The 17,750-nt window shown below is 58.0% G+C and carries 19 protein-coding genes and 5 pseudogenes; 10 read left to right on the forward strand and 14 right to left on the reverse strand.

The window, feature by feature from the left end; translation table 11 throughout:
* Positions 1 to 14: 14 nt before the first annotated feature.
* Positions 15 to 92: pseudogene (locus B5527_RS47920) on the forward strand (hypothetical protein); the annotation flags it as partial.
* A 15-nt stretch (positions 93 to 107) separates the two neighbouring features.
* On the opposite strand, the gene B5527_RS44885 reads toward B5527_RS47920, so the two are convergent.
* The 8 genes and pseudogenes from B5527_RS44885 to B5527_RS37275 form a co-directional block, all read right to left on the reverse strand.
* Positions 108 to 668 carry an integrase core domain-containing protein gene (locus tag B5527_RS44885; protein WP_245332401.1) on the reverse strand — a complete coding sequence of 187 codons (561 nt, stop codon included), beginning with the start codon at positions 666 to 668 and terminating at the stop codon, positions 108 to 110.
* An 877-nt stretch (positions 669 to 1,545) separates the two neighbouring features.
* Entirely contained in the window at positions 1,546 to 1,788 is a 243-nt protein-coding gene (locus tag B5527_RS46890) for a DNA-directed RNA polymerase subunit alpha C-terminal domain-containing protein (RefSeq protein ID WP_245332788.1), read from the reverse strand.
* A 426-nt stretch (positions 1,789 to 2,214) separates the two neighbouring features.
* Complete coding sequence (locus B5527_RS37250) at positions 2,215 to 2,424, reverse strand: hypothetical protein (protein ID WP_079605929.1); 210 nt, start codon at positions 2,422 to 2,424, stop codon at positions 2,215 to 2,217.
* A 542-nt stretch (positions 2,425 to 2,966) separates the two neighbouring features.
* Positions 2,967 to 3,209 (reverse strand): annotated as a pseudogene (locus B5527_RS37255) (SpoVR family protein); the annotation flags it as partial.
* Positions 3,206 to 4,477: a YeaH/YhbH family protein gene (locus B5527_RS37260; protein ID WP_172842783.1), complete on the reverse strand. Its 1,272-nt coding sequence runs from the start codon at positions 4,475 to 4,477 to the stop codon at positions 3,206 to 3,208. The pseudogene B5527_RS37255 and the gene B5527_RS37260, both read right to left, overlap by 4 nt.
* 19 nt (positions 4,478 to 4,496) lie before the next feature.
* The gene (locus B5527_RS37265; RefSeq protein WP_079605931.1) at positions 4,497 to 6,440 is read right to left on the reverse strand and encodes a PrkA family serine protein kinase; all 1,944 of its coding nucleotides are present in this window, start codon (positions 6,438 to 6,440) and stop codon (positions 4,497 to 4,499) included.
* 156 nt (positions 6,441 to 6,596) lie between these two features.
* Complete coding sequence (fdxA, locus tag B5527_RS37270) at positions 6,597 to 6,932, reverse strand: ferredoxin FdxA (RefSeq protein ID WP_079605932.1); 336 nt, start codon at positions 6,930 to 6,932, stop codon at positions 6,597 to 6,599.
* Positions 6,933 to 6,966: 34 nt separating this feature from the next.
* A complete protein-coding gene (locus B5527_RS37275; protein ID WP_079605933.1) occupies positions 6,967 to 7,566 on the reverse strand; it encodes a MarR family winged helix-turn-helix transcriptional regulator in 600 nt (199 codons plus the stop codon).
* Positions 7,567 to 7,661: 95 nt separating this feature from the next.
* Here B5527_RS37275 and rpoH point away from each other — a divergent pair, with 95 nt between their 5' ends.
* Both rpoH and B5527_RS37285 read left to right on the forward strand, forming a co-directional pair.
* Positions 7,662 to 8,561, forward strand: coding sequence for an RNA polymerase sigma factor RpoH (rpoH, locus tag B5527_RS37280; RefSeq protein ID WP_079607802.1), 900 nt, complete (start codon positions 7,662 to 7,664; stop codon positions 8,559 to 8,561).
* A 180-nt stretch (positions 8,562 to 8,741) separates the two neighbouring features.
* Entirely contained in the window at positions 8,742 to 8,978 is a 237-nt protein-coding gene (locus B5527_RS37285; protein WP_079605934.1) for a zinc-finger domain-containing protein, read from the forward strand.
* 87 nt (positions 8,979 to 9,065) lie between these two features.
* Here the strand turns inward: B5527_RS37285 and B5527_RS37290 are convergent, their stop codons facing one another.
* On the reverse strand, positions 9,066 to 9,413 hold the full coding sequence (locus B5527_RS37290; protein ID WP_197689244.1) for a thiol-disulfide oxidoreductase DCC family protein: 348 nt from the start codon (positions 9,411 to 9,413) through the stop codon (positions 9,066 to 9,068).
* Positions 9,414 to 9,737: 324 nt separating this feature from the next.
* On the opposite strand from B5527_RS37290, the gene B5527_RS37295 reads away from it, so the two are divergent.
* Both B5527_RS37295 and B5527_RS37300 read left to right on the forward strand, forming a co-directional pair.
* Positions 9,738 to 9,974: a hypothetical protein gene (locus B5527_RS37295; protein ID WP_154072725.1), complete on the forward strand. Its 237-nt coding sequence runs from the start codon at positions 9,738 to 9,740 to the stop codon at positions 9,972 to 9,974.
* A gap of 80 nt (positions 9,975 to 10,054) precedes the next feature.
* On the forward strand, positions 10,055 to 10,306 hold the full coding sequence (locus tag B5527_RS37300; protein ID WP_079605936.1) for a DUF1488 family protein: 252 nt from the start codon (positions 10,055 to 10,057) through the stop codon (positions 10,304 to 10,306).
* Positions 10,307 to 10,446: 140 nt separating this feature from the next.
* Here the strand turns inward: B5527_RS37300 and B5527_RS37305 are convergent, their stop codons facing one another.
* The 3 genes and pseudogenes from B5527_RS37305 to B5527_RS37315 form a co-directional block, all read right to left on the reverse strand.
* Positions 10,447 to 10,608: a hypothetical protein gene (locus B5527_RS37305; protein WP_154072726.1), complete on the reverse strand. Its 162-nt coding sequence runs from the start codon at positions 10,606 to 10,608 to the stop codon at positions 10,447 to 10,449.
* A gap of 970 nt (positions 10,609 to 11,578) precedes the next feature.
* Positions 11,579 to 11,773 (reverse strand): annotated as a pseudogene (locus B5527_RS47250) (DUF4167 domain-containing protein); the annotation flags it as partial.
* Between the two features lie 436 nt (positions 11,774 to 12,209).
* Positions 12,210 to 12,395 (reverse strand): hypothetical protein, encoded by a 186-nt coding sequence (locus B5527_RS37315; RefSeq protein WP_079605939.1) that lies wholly within the window; start codon positions 12,393 to 12,395, stop codon positions 12,210 to 12,212.
* Between the two features lie 1,256 nt (positions 12,396 to 13,651).
* Between B5527_RS37315 and B5527_RS47925 the strand changes: the two are divergent.
* The 3 genes and pseudogenes from B5527_RS47925 to B5527_RS37330 form a co-directional block, all read left to right on the forward strand.
* Positions 13,652 to 13,783 (forward strand): annotated as a pseudogene (locus B5527_RS47925) (LysM peptidoglycan-binding domain-containing protein); the annotation flags it as partial.
* Between the two features lie 239 nt (positions 13,784 to 14,022).
* Complete coding sequence (locus tag B5527_RS37325) at positions 14,023 to 14,289, forward strand: hypothetical protein (protein ID WP_079605941.1); 267 nt, start codon at positions 14,023 to 14,025, stop codon at positions 14,287 to 14,289.
* 458 nt (positions 14,290 to 14,747) lie between these two features.
* Positions 14,748 to 15,167 (forward strand): CBS domain-containing protein, encoded by a 420-nt coding sequence (locus B5527_RS37330; protein WP_079605942.1) that lies wholly within the window; start codon positions 14,748 to 14,750, stop codon positions 15,165 to 15,167.
* Positions 15,168 to 15,211: 44 nt separating this feature from the next.
* Here B5527_RS37330 and B5527_RS37335 read toward each other — a convergent pair whose 3' ends face one another.
* Positions 15,212 to 15,514 (reverse strand): hypothetical protein, encoded by a 303-nt coding sequence (locus B5527_RS37335; RefSeq protein WP_154072728.1) that lies wholly within the window; start codon positions 15,512 to 15,514, stop codon positions 15,212 to 15,214.
* A 172-nt stretch (positions 15,515 to 15,686) separates the two neighbouring features.
* On the opposite strand from B5527_RS37335, the pseudogene B5527_RS44895 reads away from it, so the two are divergent.
* Both B5527_RS44895 and B5527_RS37345 read left to right on the forward strand, forming a co-directional pair.
* Positions 15,687 to 15,800 (forward strand): annotated as a pseudogene (locus tag B5527_RS44895) (IS110 family transposase); the annotation flags it as partial.
* Between the two features lie 35 nt (positions 15,801 to 15,835).
* Positions 15,836 to 16,507, forward strand: a complete 672-nt coding sequence (locus B5527_RS37345) for an SGNH/GDSL hydrolase family protein (protein WP_079605945.1) — start codon at positions 15,836 to 15,838, stop codon at positions 16,505 to 16,507.
* 480 nt (positions 16,508 to 16,987) lie between these two features.
* On the opposite strand, the gene B5527_RS37350 is transcribed toward B5527_RS37345, so the two are convergent.
* Positions 16,988 to 17,365 (reverse strand): response regulator, encoded by a 378-nt coding sequence (locus B5527_RS37350; protein WP_079605946.1) that lies wholly within the window; start codon positions 17,363 to 17,365, stop codon positions 16,988 to 16,990.
* Between the last annotated feature and the right edge of the window lie 385 nt (positions 17,366 to 17,750).

Raw genomic sequence — 17,750 nt, forward strand, 5'->3', positions numbered from 1 at the left:
CTTTCGGTGCGGTCATGACCGGCGTCCTTCCGAGGGACATGATCCTTCCGGCGATCACGCTTCTTGCCGTGGTCCAGCTGCTCGTGCAGCTTCTGTGCTTCCTCCACCTAGGCACGGCGCCCGAGCAGCGGAACAACACGGTGATCTTTCTGCTCGCCGAACACAACAACGTGGTCAAGGCACTCCCGTCGGATCGAACCGATCAGCCGTTCGGCATATCCGTTTTGCCATGGGGAGCGCGGCGATGTCGGCCGGTCACGAATGCCCATTGATCGAAGTCTTCGGATGAAGACCTCACCATAGGCCCCATCCCGGTCACGGATCAGGTAGCGGGGAGCCTGTTCCCAACCGCATGCTTCCGTAACCTGATTTGCGATCCATTCTGCAGTGGGGTTAGCTGTGACGCCAAACCACAAAATTTGTCGTCGGCCGTGCCCCATGATCAGCAATCCATAGAGCAGGCGAAACGAGATCGTCGGCACGACGAACAAATCCATCGCCGCGATGGCGTCGGCATGGTTATGAAGAAACGTCTTCCAGCCTTGCGACGGTGGCCCTCGTCTCTTCACCATATACTTGGCCACGCTCGTCTGGCCGATATCGATGCAGAGCTTAAGCAGCTCTCCGTGGATCCGCGGCGCTCCCCACAACGGGTTGGCGATGCTCATCTCGCGGATAAGCTTGCGTATCTCTGTCGGTAAGGTTGGTCGGCCGCCACGACGTCGTGACCTCCAGCGCCAGTACGATCTGAACCCGGCGCGGTGCCACTTTATAACGGTATCTGGCTTCAAAACCGCCAGAGCGTTTAGGACTGTTGGCGCCAATCGATACACCCCGGCAAAGATCAAGCGGTCCATGGCGCTGAACGTCTGCCTCTTGGGCGAATGCCGTCTCAGTATGTTAATCTGATGCCGAAGAACCAGGATCTCGGCTGCCAACGAGGCACGCGATCGGAACAATAATACCAGCGCCGACCAGATCAGGCTGCAAGCTTCTCTCATAAGATAGAAACATTGCGCGATTCGGCTTCACTTGCCAGCCGAATTAGGTTTCCGACAGGGACAGCCAGCATCGCGCGATTCTCAGTCAACGGCCAGCACGATTGAATTTACGACAGGGACAGCCGGATGAGATCGGCAAGCGGATCGAGCCGACGCTTTCGCACGCGATCTCCGATAGCCCGCAAGCCGATCGCAGCGAAGCACAAGTGAGGCGCTATGTTGCTTTGTCGTTCCGGATTTCGGAAAAGAGGCTGATCAACCCGACAACAACGGGTATTAGTCCGACGAGCGTCCAGACCAAAAGCGAGCCAGATCCGGCCTTGGCGGCGACTATCCAAACGCCAAAGGCAATCAGTCCGACTGAGATTAGATACGAGAAAGCGGCGTCCATGGCCTCAAGGCTATCACCATTTTTTGCGACCTAGTTGACGGATGATCATTAGATGGCGTGGTCAAACCTGAGCGGGCGCGCAAGGCCGAGGCGCCATGACCTCAGTCCGAGTCTTTTAGGCTGCTGCTGCTCGGCCTTTGTCAAATCGGCAAATCAGGCTGGCTTTTTGCTCACGGGTCGGACCCCATCGGTCGACGGCAGGCCCAACTTCTCGCGGAGATCCGAGAGCGAGCCCTTTCCAAAATCCGGAAGGCTGATCAGCGTCTCGTCCGATACCTCGCGCACTTCGCCGATGGTTTTTAGGTCGGCTGCTCGGAGCGCGTTCTGGATCCTGGTTGAAAATAGGACGCGTTCGATCGGCGTATCGTCCGGCAGCTCTGGAGTGGGAGCGACCATCGGACCCTCGGCCGCCTCTCGAGCAAGGCGTTCTCCCCGTAGGCGTTCCCGATTTTCATGGAATGCCTTCTGAGCGTCCTCATGTTCGGCGATCGCCTCTTGCGCCTCGCGGTCTCTGAGCTCCTTTCGCTCAGCGGCAGACAGGCCGGGATCAGTGCTTTTCTCTTTCCCGCTCATTTCCCCTTCGCCTTTAGCCCAGCCCCTGATTACGCGACTTTGCCACCACTATCTTCAACCGGACGGCGCGGTTCCGGTCCCGCTGCTATGCTGCGGTGCATCTGCTTTGCCATCGCGGCGCCACTTGTGCCCGTCAACGCTAGCGTGCCGGAGCTCCCTGCCAGTCACCATCCCGCCGTGACACTTCCGCAGGGCCCGCGAAAGCCGCCCATGAGGGCTCGGCAATCGTCGCAAATCAGCGGACCGCGCCTAACCTTCCGGGAACAGCTTGTCGGTCGTTTTGTCCAAACGCTTCTCCTTGTCGCGCGCATCCGACAAATGACCAACTAGGTCGCCATTCAACTTGTAAATGTTCGAACCCTTAAGATCGTAAAGCTTTTGACCTTTGAGGCCGAAGACCGCGTCGCCCGTGACCACGCCGACATGGACGCCTTTGCTGTTGAATATATTACCGTTCACGACCGACCTCCTATCGAGGTGCCCCACGGCAAAGGCTGCGCTCGTTGGGCGGCAATAGCGAGACAAATCGCGCTCTCGGCTATTTCCACTTCGCCTTCAGCCCCAGCTCTACCGCCTAGGATCAAATCAGCAGCGACGCCTGGCAATCTTTCTCAAAGGAAGCCTCAGTGTGCTTGCCCTGCGACGTACCGCAAAAGTGGTCCGGCTTAGAGCCTTGGCAATAGTCTCAGCGCTGCTCGCACTGAAGACGAGCTCTCGGAGCTCTTTATCCCGTTCGGGCGTCCAAGGCCGTCGTGGCGTTCCTGTCATTTCCCCTTCGCCTTCTCCCACGCCTTCTCGCCCGGTTCAGCGAACCGGTGTGATCAGTTCACGCGCCATCCTGGGCGGACTTCATCACCGCTAGCCGCGGGTTTTCGAGCGGCGGCGATGAAGTCACAACGCGCTGCGGCGCCCACCTCGGGATAATCTCTTTGGCCGCATCGCCGTAGGACGACTGCCAAGCGATGGCAGCGACACCGATGCACGCTGCCAACAGGAGCCCCGCGATAGAACGCCTCGTGATGTGCGAAATGCTTGCCGAACGACCAATGCTTGTAGAACAGCGGCATGCCGACCGACGAATAGGCATCCAGCATCTGCTCCGCGGTGATGACCTCGATCTGGTTGGGGTAGGTGTCGAGGCCCAGTTCAGTTCGCGCAATCTCCTCGCAGGCATCGTGGATGCGCTGCAGCTTTGGGAAGTCCCAGTCCGCTCCCTCAAACAGGTATTCCGCTGTCGCGGTCATGGCGCGGTTTTCTCCTGCTTGCGGCGACGGTGAAACAGGTCGTGAAACACCGGAAAGATTTGGCTGCGGTCGCTGACCTTGCGCATCGAGAGCGGCGCGCCGTCGGCGCGCAAACGCTGATACAGCGCCCAAAGCGATGAATCGGACATATCGAACGTGCTGCCACCGGCCTCACCGACTTCCAGGTAGGCAAAGAACTGGCTGACCGGAAGTATCATCTCGGTCAGCAGCCGGCCCACGGCAGCTGCATCCGAACTGGAATTATCGCCGTCGGAGGCCTGGGCGGCATAGATGTTCCAGTCCGCCGGACGAAACCGCGACCTGACGATCTCGTGCATCGCCTGCAGCGCACTCGACACCAGGGTGCCGCCGGACGCCGGGCCGTGAAAGAACGTATCCTCGTCGACCTCTTCGGCCCGATCGGTGTGGCGAATGAAGACGATCTCGACGTGCCGATAGCGCCGCGTCAGAAACACGTAGAGCAGCATGTAGAAGCGCTTGGCCAGATCCTTCATGTGCTCGGACATCGAGCCGGACACGTCCATCAGGCAGAACATCACGGCCTGGGCCACCGGCTTCGGCACGGTTTCGAAGCGGCGAAATCGGATGTCGATCGGATCGATGAACGGAATCCGGCGAAGCTTTGCCTTCAATGCGTCGATCTCGGCCATCAGTTCGATGCGGCGCGCCTCGTCGCAATCTGCAAGTTCGGCCTCCAGTTGAGCGATCGTCTCCGGCCGCGGCCGCCGCAACGCGACCCGCCGGGCCAAAGCGAGCCGAACCGTGCGGCTCACCGAAATATTCGCGGGCGAGCCGGAGGTCGAATAGCCGGCCCGGCGAAGTCCTTCGCTTTCCGCCTCGGCGAGCTTGCGTTTGGCGAGATCCGGCAATTCGAGATCGTCCAGGAACAGATCGACGAATTCATCGCGGCTCAGAACGAACCGGAACGCATCCTCGCCGTCGCCTTCGCCCGGCGCGGACGCTTTCCCGCTGCCTTCCCCCGAACGCGGAAGCATGTCGCCTTCGACGAACTTCTTGTTGCCGGGGAGCACCATATCGCGCGTGCCGCCTTCGCGGCGAAACCGCGGCTCATTCATCCCATCGAGCGGGATGCTGACCTCGCCGCCCTCCAGGACATCCTTGATGTCGCGTTCCTGGGAGGATTTCTTGACCGCGCCCTGAACCAACGACTTGGCACGCCGCAAAAACCGCTGGCGGTTTTCCAGGCTCTTGCTGCCCGGATTCAGGCGCCTGTCAATGATGTGCATAACCACGTTGCATCCACCCTCAACCGGCTTGCTTCACCCGCATATACCATTCGACCAGCCGGCGAACCTGACGCTCGGTATAGCCGCGTGCCGTCATCCGCGCGACAAACTCGCCGTGCTTCTTTTCGGTATCGCCGTCCTTTTTCGTGCCGAACGAGATCACCGGAAGCAGGTCTTCGACCTGCGAGAATATCCGTTTTTCGATGACTTCGCGGATCTTTTCATAGCTGGTCCAGGACGGGTTCTTGCCGCTATTCTGAGCCCGCGATCGCAGCGAGAATTTGACGACCTCGTTGCGGAAGTCCTTGGGGTTGGCGATACCCGCGGGCTTCTCGATCTTGGTCAGTTCCTGGTTGAGAAGCTCGCGATTGAGCAACTGGCCGGTATCGGGGTCCTTGAAGTCCTGATCCTCGATCCAGGCATCGGCATAGTCGACATAGCGATCGAACAGGTTTTGACCATAATCCGAATAGGATTCGAGATAGGCCTTCTGAATCTCGTGACCGATGAATTCGGCATAGCGCGGCACCAGTTCGGCCTTGATGAATTCGAAGTAGCGCTTTTCGACTTCCTCGGGAAGCTGCTCGCGGCGGATCGACTGCTCCAGCGCATACATCAGGTGAACCGCGTCTGCGCCCAGTTCCGCGGTGTCGTGATTATAGGTCGCAGCCAGGACCTTGAATGCGAAGCGCGTCGAAACACCGTCCATGCCTTCGTCGACGCCGGCGGCATCCTTGTATTCCTGGACGCTGCGCGCCTTCGGATCGGATTCCTTGAGGCTTTCACCGTCATAGACCCGCATTTTCGCAAACAGCGTCGAATTCTCGTGCTTGCGCAGCCGCGACATCACCGAGAAGCGCGCCAGCGTCTCCAGCGTCGCGGGCGCGCACGGCGCCGCCGCCAGCTCCGATCCCTGAATGAGCTTCTGATAGATTTTCTGCTCCTCGGTCACCCGCAGGCAGTAGGGCACCTTGATGACGCAGATGCGATCGATGAAGGCTTCGTTATTCTTGTTGGCCTTGAAGCTTTGCCATTCGGACTCGTTCGAATGCGCGAGCACGACACCGGTAAAGGGAATCGCGCCGATATTCTCGGTGCCGATATAGTTGCCTTCCTGCGTCGCCGTCAGCAGCGGGTGCAGCATCTTGATCGGCGCCTTGAACATCTCGACGAATTCGAGAATGCCCTGGTTGGCGCGGTTCAGGCCGCCGGAATAGCTGTAGGCATCGGGGTCGTTCTGGGCAAACGTCTCGAGCTTGCGAATGTCGACCTTGCCGACGAGAGTCGAAATGTCTTGGTTATTCTCATCGCCGGGCTCGGTTTTTGCGATCGCGATCTGCCGCAGGCGCGAGGGCTGGATCTTGACGACGCGGAAGCGCGAAATATCGCCACCGAAAGTTTCGAGCCGTTTGTAGCACCAGGGACTCATCAGTCCGTTCAAGCGCCGACGCGGAATGCCGTATTTTTCCTCGATCATCGGTCCCAAGGCCTCGGGATCGAACAGGCTGAGCGGACTCTCGAACACCGGACTGAGCTCGTCGCCGGCCTTCAAGACATAGATTGGATTGACTTCCGTCAATGATTTCAGCCGCTCCGCAAGCGACGATTTTCCGCCTCCCACCGGCCCGAGGAGATAGAGAATCTGCTTGCGCTCTTCCAGGCCCTGCGCCGCATGCCGGAAGAACCCGACGATGCGCTCGATGGTTTCTTCCATGCCATAGAATCCGGTGAAGGCCGGATAGGTCCGCATGGTCCGGTTCAAAAAGATACGGCCAAGGCGGGCGTCCTTGGCCGTATCAATCATTTGAGGCTCACCGATCGCGGCTAACAGCCGCTCGGCCGCATTGGCATATCGCATCGGATCGCCCCGACACGATTCCAGATATTCCGCCATCGACATGTCGGTCTCGCTCCGAGCCTCGTAGGACCGAGCGAACGCATTGAACATAGAATCGTTGTACATGATCCCTCTCCTCATATGGTTTGCAGCTCTGCTGGGACGTGTTGCGGTCTCCGCGAACCAATTGAAGGGACTGTGATCACGGCCGCAGTTGCGCCCGGTTGGATCAGTTGGACCGATCTCGGGTCCGGCACCCATACGGCGCGGGCGCTGTCCGCCTCAATCACCCGCGCCGGGATTTGGTGAGAAGTATTGGAGTTTGTCCGGCTTCCCCTCCCACTCCTTCGAGTCGGGCGGCGGCGCTTTTTTGACCATAATATTTGGCCAGATTTTCGCGTATTCCGCATTCAGCGACAGCCATTTCTCAAGCCCCGGCTCGGTGTCACGCTTGATCGCGTCGACCGGGCATTCCGGCACGCAGACCCCGCAATCGATGCATTCGTCCGGGTGGATGACGAGCATGTTCTTGCCCTCGTAGAAGCAGTCCACGGGGCACACGTCGACGCAGTCCATGATTTTGCAGCGAATACAGCTCTCGTTGACGACGAAGGTCAATTAAGCGTCCTTTCAGCAGATCGCAGTGGCGACCTCATTCATGTTCGTCCTCGCGGTGCTCGTTCACTGGTTGAAAATGGACGCACAGAAGACCTATGTCCTCTGGCTGAATCGGAACACCGAGGAGCAGGCATTCAACGGCCGAGGGGCCCGTGCTCGGCAGCTTGCCGGACATCTCTCTGCCGAAGTGCATGCAGTCCTGGCAAACACCGATCTGCCGACGCGCATCACTCGTAGCTAGAGTGCACAGCACTTGGTGCAGCGCGCGACGCATCGCAGTTCGCGCTGTCGCGTCGAGCGAATCCACGGCGCGCACCAGAACCTCGAACGGATCGCGTGCAAGCGCTTTTTTGCCCTTGCTCGTCAATCGCAGACTTACGCTTCGCCCGTCCGTCTTGAATCGCTGTCGGACCAAGTACCCACCCGCTTCAAGCGCCTTAATGGTTTGTGTCGCGGTGCCGCGGGTTGTCGCTTGAAATTCCGCGAAGGCCGACGGGGTCCGCGAGAACGGGTTGGCACGGGCGAAGAAGCGGAGCGCCATCCATTGGGCCGGACTGAGTTCGCCGTCATAGCCCTCAGCTTGGACGAGCCGTCCCACCTGCAGCAGGAGCTCTGCCGTTTCGCGCGCTGACATGATTGCCTCTCGACATATAATAGCGCTTCGAAATTAACTTGACAACCGATCGGATGCAGATAATTTTGTTTCGAAACTAGTTGGAGGGCTTGATCATGGCCCGCAACGCGGCCCTGCCGATCCTTACGGCCGAACCCGGCCTCACCCATTATCTTGAGGAAATCCGGCGGTTCCCGATGTTGGAGCGCCGGGAAGAATACATGCTAGCCAAGCGCTGGCGCGAGCAGGGCGATCGCGACGCGGCGCACAAGCTGGTCACCAGCCATCTGCGGCTCGTGACCAGGATCGCCAGGGACTATCGCGGCTACCGTCTGCCGATCTCCGAGGTGATCTCCGAGGGCAATGTCGGCCTGATGCAGGCGGTCGAGCGCTTCGAGCCGGAGAAGGGCTTCCGGTTCGCCACCTATGCCGTGTGGTGGATCAAGGCGGCGATCCAGGAATACATCCTGCGGTCGTGGTCGCTGGTGAAGATGGGCACCACGGCCAACGAGAAGAAGGTGTTCTTCAACCTCCGCAAGGCCCAGAGCAAAATCTTCATCCTCGACGATGGCGATATGCGGCTGGACCAGGTGAAGATCATCGCCCGGCGGATCGGCGTCACCGAAACGGACGTGATTTACATGAACCGGCGGCTTGGCGGCGATGCCTCGCTCAACGCCGCGATCCGCGAGGACGGCGATTCCGGCGAGTGGCAGGACCGGCTGGTGGACGAATCCCCGGACCAGGAGACGACGCTCGCCGCGAGCGAGGAGTTCGATAACCGCCACAAGACGCTGTCCAGTGCGCTCACCGTGCTCAACAAGCGCGAACGGCGCATCTTCGAGACGCGCCGGCTCGCCGAGGAACAGATCACGCTTGTGGAGCTGGCCGAGGAATTCGGCGTCTCGCGCGAGCGCGTGCGCCAGATCGAGGTGAGCGCCTTCGAGAAGGTGCAGAACGCGGTGCATCAGCGCGTCGCGGCGATGGCGACCCCGGCGCCTCTGCAAGTGCGTTAGCTTCCAACCCTCTCCCGTGGTGGGAGAAACTGACGATGGACGTGTCGCTCTGGGTACGTTTTACGGCAACCGAACGACGCGAGAGGGGCGCCGCTCGCCGGGTGCTGATCGAGCCCTCGCTCGACGATCCATGCACGGCACTTTGCGTCATCAATCGGGCGCCTAAGCCGCGCGCTGCAGATGGAAGGTTATCCGAAGTTTCATAATGAAGTCGGGGTGCCGATCGTGCGCATTGGCTGCCGCGAGTTCAAGTGCATTGGGGATAAACCACCGCAAGATCACCCACACATCTACCTCAAGATCGGCGATGCCAGTGAGATCGTCTGCCCCTATTGCTCTACGCTATTCCGCTTCGATCCGAGCTTGGGCGCGCACGAAGCTGATCCGGCAGATTGTGCTTACGGTGACAGGGACTGAGTTGAATTGTAGTAACGCTGCTTCCTTCGTCATGCCGGCCGCAGCCAATTCGCGTCAGGCGCCATCGTCCCGCAGTCTCGGGGCGGTTCACGATGGCCACGAACGATCCGAATTCGGCAAGATGCAAGCGTCACGACGGCCAAACCAACGATAGCGGTTGCGCGCGACCAAGTCATAGATCGCGTCGCGAATCCCCCGTGGGATGAATTGGAAGACCCATGTCCACTGCCAAAGCGGAAGCTCGCGCGCAATGCGCAGCACGGACGTGGATTTTACACAGGCCTGGCCGCTCGCCAAGAAGGCAAAGGAATCCGGGTGATCAGGATCGATGCCGAGCTGCTCAGCGAGCGGGCGTCCCTCGGCCAACTGGATCGGAACGAAGCGAAAATAGCCGCGGCGATCACGTTTGCTCACGAGCGGCAGCCGCGCGAGCATAGGACGCATACGCCGTCGAACAGAATCAGGCCGTGCGGCGAGTTGATGCCGCCAGGACTTTTTGGGTCAACGACGATTGACTGCTCCGCCTGCATGGAAAAAGCAAACACCCGCGGGAAGGCCGGCGCAACAGGGGTGGTTGTCGCCTTAGAGCCTGTCTGCCGACATCACTGATGACCGAGCACTGGGCGGCAACCTTCGCCTCATTCGATCATCGCGCCGACGCTGCTCGCCCGCGCTAACGTGGTGGATCGAATGAGCGGGTCCATGCGGGGTAACAGCGCCGCCTCCGAGAGGTCGATATCCCGAAGCCGGAGAACCTTGATGGAAGAGATGCCACGTAAATCCGCAGCCGAACTTGAGGCCGAGTGCCTTCGGCTTCTGGCGATGGATCCGCACACGCGAGGCATTAAGCACGTCGAGATAATTCGCATGTACCTTAAAGGAACGGGGCCGAGTTGGACCTACGGCGCGCGTGATCCGATGCCGACGCGAGCGGGCTCGGCCATTGCCCAAACGCTTATCGCGTCGGTCTATGGAAGATGGGCGCTGGCAGATTAATGCGCTCATGCAGCCCTCGCTTGTAGGGGGCCGGATAACTCACCATATGTTAGGCTCACCCCCGTCTGAGGACCATTCTCATGGCTGTTGCTGGCGGTGATTACGTCCATTTCGTTGTGGAGTACGGCGGCAAAATCGAAAAGTGCCGGGTAACGGAGACTGCCCTACTGAACAGAGAGCGTATGAGCAGAAAGGACGCAGGCTATGCACAGCTCATCGCTATCTTTGTAAGGCACCGAGCCGAGATCGAACATCTCGCTCTCGCGAAGTTGCAGCGGCAGGGTCACTCTGACCGCGGTGTCGTGGTAACCACTGAGGATCTGAACCATTGATGCAGACTGGCTGTTCGGTCTATCCAAGTCGTAAGCGGCGAAGGCGTTGACCCCAAGCCACAAACCGCGCTGCGATTTACGCCAAGCACAAGAATACAATCTGTTGACAGGTTAAGCCACTCATGCCGGCATCAAACGCCTTAGCTCTTTCTGGGCGGCGGTTCGTTCGCTACTTCCTCTGCGAGTAGCTTTAAAAGCTTCTCCTGCCGCGCGTCAGCTTTCGCTGCCGCCGCCTCCGATGCAGCCACGAGACTGCGATAGAGCTTAAGGTTTTGCTGGCGAGTGAAAAATTGATGTTCCATAGCTACCTCCTGTGAGGGCATGGACCGAAAGGCATCGTGCGCCTAAGAATGGGAAGTGTCGAAGAAGGCGGATTGGGAGCCGGAAGAACTCTGCTAAACAAAACTGCTCGTGGAAGCGAGCAGTTCGTTTCCATTAGCGTCGCGGATCTCTTTGCTGGCCGCCACCCTGCTGGCTGCCCTGGTTTGGATTTTGCGTCTGTTGGCCAGGCGTCTGATTCGGGTTCTGGCCGGACTTAGCGGAGTAATCGCCCGGTCGATTCTGCTGACGATACCTGTTGGGACCATTCTGTTTGTCATCACGTCTCCTTAATGGTCGGAAACATATGACAACCGAGCATACGGTGGTTTCGTTCCGGCAAATCAAAAAGAAAGCCGTTCAATTCAAATGTGGCAGACTACTTGCTAATTATCGCGACCTTTGCCTTCAGTTACCCCCTCGTGCTGAGCGACACATCCAAGATATGCATATGCGCTTTTACCGTTGTCGCACCTGGAGTGCGATTCAATGCCTTTGCGATTTCTTAGCGCCGGCTTTTTGCTTTGCAAGAGACTTTGGTTGACCGATATCCGTTACGGTCCAAGGCGGGAACCTCGTTTTTCCTTAGCTAACCCAGCATCGCCGCATTCACCTCTCGCGCCGAGGTCTCAAGAGTCAGGTGCAGCTCGCCGCCAGTCGCGAACAGCGTCAACTATTCCATCGCTGGCGATATAACGCTGCCCGCGTGTCGGGACACTGCTAATAGCGCATCATATAAACGGCTTGCCGCCGGTCGCCCCGCAGACCACCGAATGTCGATTTCACTAACGAACGGGCGGAAGCTGGGCGTATACATCACCAGCACGAATTGCACATGCACGGATGCTCGCTGTTGGTGGTCCAGGTTGAAGCTTCGAACTTCGTCGCCTGGTTTGAGTCACTCGGAGGAACCGAGGGCGGATCATTCGGTTACCGCGCGCTCTCGCTCATGGAGCGGAAATAATGTTCGGCGTGTTGGTAGGAATTCTCCGCCTCGACTTGATCGCCGGCTAGAGTTTGGGCACGAGCCAACGCGAGATACCGCTCATAGCTCGTCCTCACGCTTTGGCGGTTTTTGGAACGCCCCTCCGCGGGAGGTGAGCGCTCCGCCCGTCTTCGCGACAGCGCGGCGGATCTGGATTGATTCATAGTCTTGGTTGTCTTCGAGCCGTCGTTCACGGCTCGCTCCTTATATGGCAGTTGTAAAGGGCCACACTGATTAACACAGCGATGCGGCACCGAACTTGCGCAGTTATTTCAGCGTCAACCCGTAAGAGTTAAGTTTCCAATCGGGATTATCGCGGCGTTGCCTTAGCCGTATCGGCGATATGTGAGCGCACTGTGCCTTGTGGCGGATCGCGGGCCGCATCAGCGACCTCAAGCGGCGCTTGCTTTCGAAATCGCATGCACAAGACGGAACGGCTGCCTTGCAGCCAAGCCGTCCTCCGTCGGCGACTGGGCTCGCCGCTTGATCAAGAGCACTGTGAGCATGCTATCCCACATTACTTAGGGGCGCAGTGTGGTGATTTCAAGTTGCGGCGTAGCGCAAAGCGGTGCCTCCAGGGGGCGGCACTAGATTTTGTCGCTATCGATCAATTGCACCGGTAGTTCGCACAGCATTGCATGCTTCGAAGTGAGAGGCGATTTCCGCTTCGGCCTCGTGTTCCCATTTTTCAGCTTCGGCGAGCCATATGAAACGTTTAGTCGGGTCGCTCACTGCGAGCTGGCGAAACTTAGCCTCTAACTTGCGGCACTGCACAAGGTCTTTCATTGTCACCTCCTGGGAGATGCATTTTCCGAGACACTTTATGCCCTTCTTGACGACAAAGTCATTACGTTTCGGAGCGTATATCTTGCGTGCGTCCCTGAGGCGCGGGAGTTAATGACGAAGCGTCAAGATCTCTACTTGCTGCGACGCTCGCGACCGGAACAATCCGATCAGCGCCAACCAAATCAGGCTGCAAACATCTCTCATCAACCAAGAGCATCGCCCGATTCGACTTCACTTGCTAGCCGGATTGAGTTTCCGACAATGACAGGCGGCTCATTTGTTCAGCCTGCGGAGAGCAAAAGGAATAAGGCGCTATCAACCTTAATCTGGGCTGTTTCGCGCGTTGTCTCATAACCCATAACTAGGGGCGTATCGTCTTCGCAAACTTGCCACTCCTACTGATCAGGTTTTAGGGGGATTACCCTCACTTCAAGCAGGCGCGGTCGGTATCTCTGGGCCATCTTGCAAATATGCGCTGCGGACCCTCCGTTTTCCAGTGCGGAAGTCCGGTATTATGGCGCAGACGGCACCTACCGAATTTTAGCGGGGCTTTTTAGGTGGTGGCGTCGTGTTGTCCCTAGGGCGTTTGGGGGTGCTTGTCAGTCATTTGCCTTCCGCAATCCTCAGCCTGCCAGCGTTCGTTAGTCGAAGTCCGCCCGACAATTCCTGTATGTACCCTAGTTGGATCAGTCGATCTTTGTGTTCGGCTGGGATTGTCCGGTGCATCAAACCCTTAGCGCAGTCCCGCAACGAGACGAATTCTTCATGGGTCAATGGCGCAGACAAATCAGGGTTCATTTTCCAAATATGCGCCTCCGGCGCTGCCGTTCAAGCCAGTCATCCTGCCACAATCAAACTGACCCACTACCGGGCTTTTCGTCTGGACGTTTGACCAGCTCGAATGTAGCAGCGTGGGTGCTTTCCAACCAAGACTCTAGCGTGGCCCCGCAGATTTTACAGGATGCGTGACCGGTGTGCGGTACCAAGAACTTTGCTTCAGTGCGTTTGTACTCAGCGCCGCAATTGCATCTGACAATTGTCGCCATTCTCGGAATATGCGCCTACGGCACCCCGAAACAAGTGGAAAGCCGTTTTCACACTGTCTCAGCTTCGTGCCGAACTGGCGGGGAAGCTTTTGGAAGGCCATCAAAATCCGAACCGCCATGATGCAGGTCGGAGGCGGCCCCGCCGAACATGAACAACGCCGCCGCCAACACACAGCCCGGCACCGGCCATCGCGCGCGCCAGCCGATGGCGGCGCGGGCGTGCGATACGCAGTCGTTTACAAAGCAAACCGGGACCAAATCCGAAATCCAAATCGTATTTATCCCGGCCAGATCTTTGTCCTTCCTATGAAAGCGCGCGAGCGGGCAGGCCAGAATCATTGACGGCGACACGCTGGAAATTCATGGGACGCGTACCTCGCCTGTGGGGAATTGATGCGCGGAAAGCAGTCAGCTTCGTCGGGGCGGACGATAGCTTGCAATACCAATGCGGCGCGAAGGCCGTGAACTTGACGCCTTGATCGCGCGACGGCTGGTCGATTGCTCGGCCCGTGAGCCTTAACATTGCTCTTCCTTTAGGGAGGGCAGTGATTAGATAGGAGAGCAACTACCTAGGAGGTGCCATGAAAAAGCCTCTGACGATGCCCGAGGAGGCGCAGCCCCGAAATATCACCCGCGCCGACCTTGTCCTGACCGAGGGGTTTGGCCTTGAAGTAGACGGCCGGATGAAGACGATATTTCCAACGCATCAAGCCGCTGAGAAAAAGGCTCGGGCCCTGAAAGCCGAATTCCCGATGCTCCAAATCAAGGTCTATGACGCTGCGGAGAAGACCAGGACGCTGGTGGAATTGCCACCGGGTAAAGCAATCCCCATCGAAGAAGGAAGCTAGAACGGGAGAAATAGGAGACCGTGATGGTTATCCTGGGCGAGGTCTTAGTGGTTGGAGTGAGCGCGCTGGTAGTCTGCAGCGCAATTTTCTGGGCCTGGTCCGCCATCAAACAAAGGCTCTTGCGGGGACCGGATGAGGCTCTGGGCCAACCGCCGGAAGTCCCGTGATGATGAAAAGCCTCGGCATGGTTCTGATCGGCGGGGCAGCTATCGCTTTCCTAGTGCCCCACTTTTTGCGATGTTGGGCGGGAACCCGGGCCGTGAAGTCGCCGTCAAATGTTCAGGAGGGCGGCAGCGACAGCGACGCCGTTTGTCTGGTCCGATCGCGTAGGAATGATGCTTTCTTCTGCGACCTTGAGGCAGGTCTCTTCGCATCCGATCGGTTGTATAATTGAGAAAACGGGGGGCTGTGCTGCATTGCATCAAGTGCACCTGAAACTCCAGTAACGGAGGTCCTTCATGAAAGTCAAAGACGTGATGCACAAGGGTGTCGACTGGGTCAGTCCCAACACCCCTGTCACCGAACTCGCGAAATTAATGCGGGAGCATGACATCGGCTGCATTCCGATTGGGGAGGACGACCAACTGATCGGGATGGTGACCGACCGCGACATCGTCTGCAAAGGGCTTGCGAGCAACAACTTCGACGCTGGCCGTGCGATGGCGCGCGATGTGATGACCGAAGGCATCCATTGTTGCCGGGAGGACGATGACCTCGCAAAGGCGGTGCATCACATGGAGAAGCTGAAGCTCCGCAGGCTGCCGGTGATCAACAAGAGCAAGCGGATGGTCGGCATCATCAGTCTGGGTGACGTCAGCCGCTCTACGTCCGGTGATTTGCTGTCCGAGTGCGTCAAGAACGTTTCGGCCCATCACTGAAACGCGGCCGGCGCTCTTCTCGCGATAGCCGCCAAGCCGCACGGTCAGGCGTTGAGACGCGGCCGAGCGACACCCTTATCATGCAACAATCGCACGGCGCGAAAAGCTGGGGCGCGGAAGTGTTCTGTTTTGCCCGAGAAATGGCGCGCCACGAACACGTAATCTTTCCCTTCGAAAAGGCCGAGCTCGCGCATACCGGCGCCCAGCAATTCCATCTGCGTCTTGCTGGAGGGAGAGTCTGCTGCGCCGGTGCCGAGGATCGCGATCACCGTTCCTTGCTGCGCCCGTGCCACAACTGGCCATGCCGCCGCAACACCAATAACTCCGAGAAGTTCCCGTCGCCTCATGCCAGCCCTCTTGTCCCGGAAATGGCATCCTAACTGTTCAATTGAGCTTCAGGGGTCGGCGCGCGTAGTTTCTCGGCAGGCGGTCAGAGTCCGCTAATGGGATGGTCCGGCCGTGCTCCTGCCCCGCTAGCGTTTTAAGCTGGCAAGGGGCGCCAACGACAAGGAGCGCGCCATGTCTCAGACACCCAAGACTGTCGGAATCGATATCGGCAAGAACTCCTTCCATGTTGTCGGCCACGATGAGCCTGGCGCGATCGTGCTGCACGCGGTCAGTTGGAAGCACGGTTTTACGCGACTGAGTTGCGGGATTAGAAAAGGCTCATGAAAACCACTCGATGGGCGATATTTTTATTGGTGTTGGTCGCCAGCAACATTACGACGGGCTACGTCGTTAAGGAGAACGTCGATCACCAACGCGATATGGTCGAAGCCCTCGCAAAAATGAGCCGCACTAATGGTCCGTTCATTGTAATGATCGGCGATAGCCTGACGCAGAATGCGCGCTTGCCAGCATCAGTTTGCGGAATACCTTTAATCAATGCCGGGATCGGCGGGAGTCGTGCATCAACCTTCATTCCGTTTGCCGAAGAGATTACGGCTCGACAATTATCACCGGCCCTTATTGTCATTGCACTCGGCATCAACGATGCCGTGCTCGCATACCGAACCGACTTTAGGGCAACTTATGGATTGCTGATCGACAGCCTTCCTAAATCTCCAATCGCTCTCGCCACACTCGCGCCCGTTGATACCAATTTTCCTGTCGCTAAGATGCTAAATCCATCCACCATAAAATCTATCGATGCGGCGATAATCGAAATAGCGGCATCAAGAGGGGCGCCCATCATTGACCTCGGCGCGATAGTTGGAATTGAGTCTCGGGATGGCATTCATCCCACCGAAAGTACATACCATCTTTGGATCACGGTCATCGTTGCCGGTATTGAAAGCGCGTTGAAATGCGATGGCGCGTTAAGCCGCGAGCCGCACTAAAGGAATCTGAACGGAAGATTGACGGATGGGCCGACCACGCGAACGGGTTTGCTTGCAAGACGGATTGAGGCTGGATCTGAACCGGCTGACTCGATGGGGGTTCATTAAGCCCGGTGCAAACATTGGCTGTCGTGGAATTACATGGCCGCATTCTTACTGGGGTGAGGTCGCCACTGGCACGATTAGCGCCAACATGAGCGGCAAATATGAAGGCTGGTTCCGCATCCAGCTTGGCAGCCTCGACCATTGGATCATGCCTACGAGGTAATCGAATAGAACGGACAAAGGTCGCGTATTGGCACTTAGCTGACGTCGGAGCTTTGCCAAAAGTCCGTAGCACCAGAATCGGTCATTCGCGGATCCACTGTTATGAGATTTTCGAGGTCCGCTTTGCGTCAGCAGCCGCGTTGATCTAGGCATCTGCGAATCTCGGATCGGTAACCTGCCGACATAAAGGCAGCAAACCGCGCGATGGCTGAGTTAACCGGTCAAAGCCGCCAATCGGGAATCGATCTCAGTTCGCAGCAAACTAAAATCAACCGGCTTAGTTATGACGCCGGCCGCCCCACCAGACAGAGCGTTTGCTTCGGTTTGAGAGTCCGCATAGGCGGTATTCATGATGACGGGCACATCAGGCCGCATCGCCTTGATCTTCGGCAGCATCTCAAGACCTGTCATTCCCGGCATGTTGATATCCGAAAGGACCAACATTAGCCTCTTCTCAACGTCCTCGATCCGCTGGAGCGCGTCCGAAGCGGACGCTGAGAAATCCAGAGTAAACCGCTCCGCGCGCAGGTCACGGCGGAATTGCTGTCGAAAAAGAGCTTCATCGTCGACAACGAGAATAAGCACACTCATTGTTCGGCTCCTCTCGTTCATTCAATGGCTTGACGTGGCAAAGTAACGATGAAGTCGGTGAATTCATTTGCCCGGGTCTCAATATCAATTGTGCCCCCGTGTTGTTTCACGACGAAATCGTGGCTGTTCGTGCGCTGAAAACATCAGGATCCGCAACCCTGGAGGCGTCAAAACCATACGCCCACTGACGCGATGCAAAAGTGAACGGCCTCACATCTAGTTGAATTTTTGCTCGAAGCGGCAGATGCTCCGCTGGGACCGCCGGATGACACCTGGGCCAACCAGAGCTGAGACCAGATGTCCGCTCAGCGCCAAATGCGGTCACTGAGTACGTATGATTGAGCGAACGCATCGCAGCCACGGGACGCGTGGCATTCAAATTTCT

The sequence above is a fragment of the Bradyrhizobium erythrophlei genome (genome assembly GCF_900129425.1).
GTDB lineage: Bacteria > Pseudomonadota > Alphaproteobacteria > Rhizobiales > Xanthobacteraceae > Bradyrhizobium > Bradyrhizobium erythrophlei_C.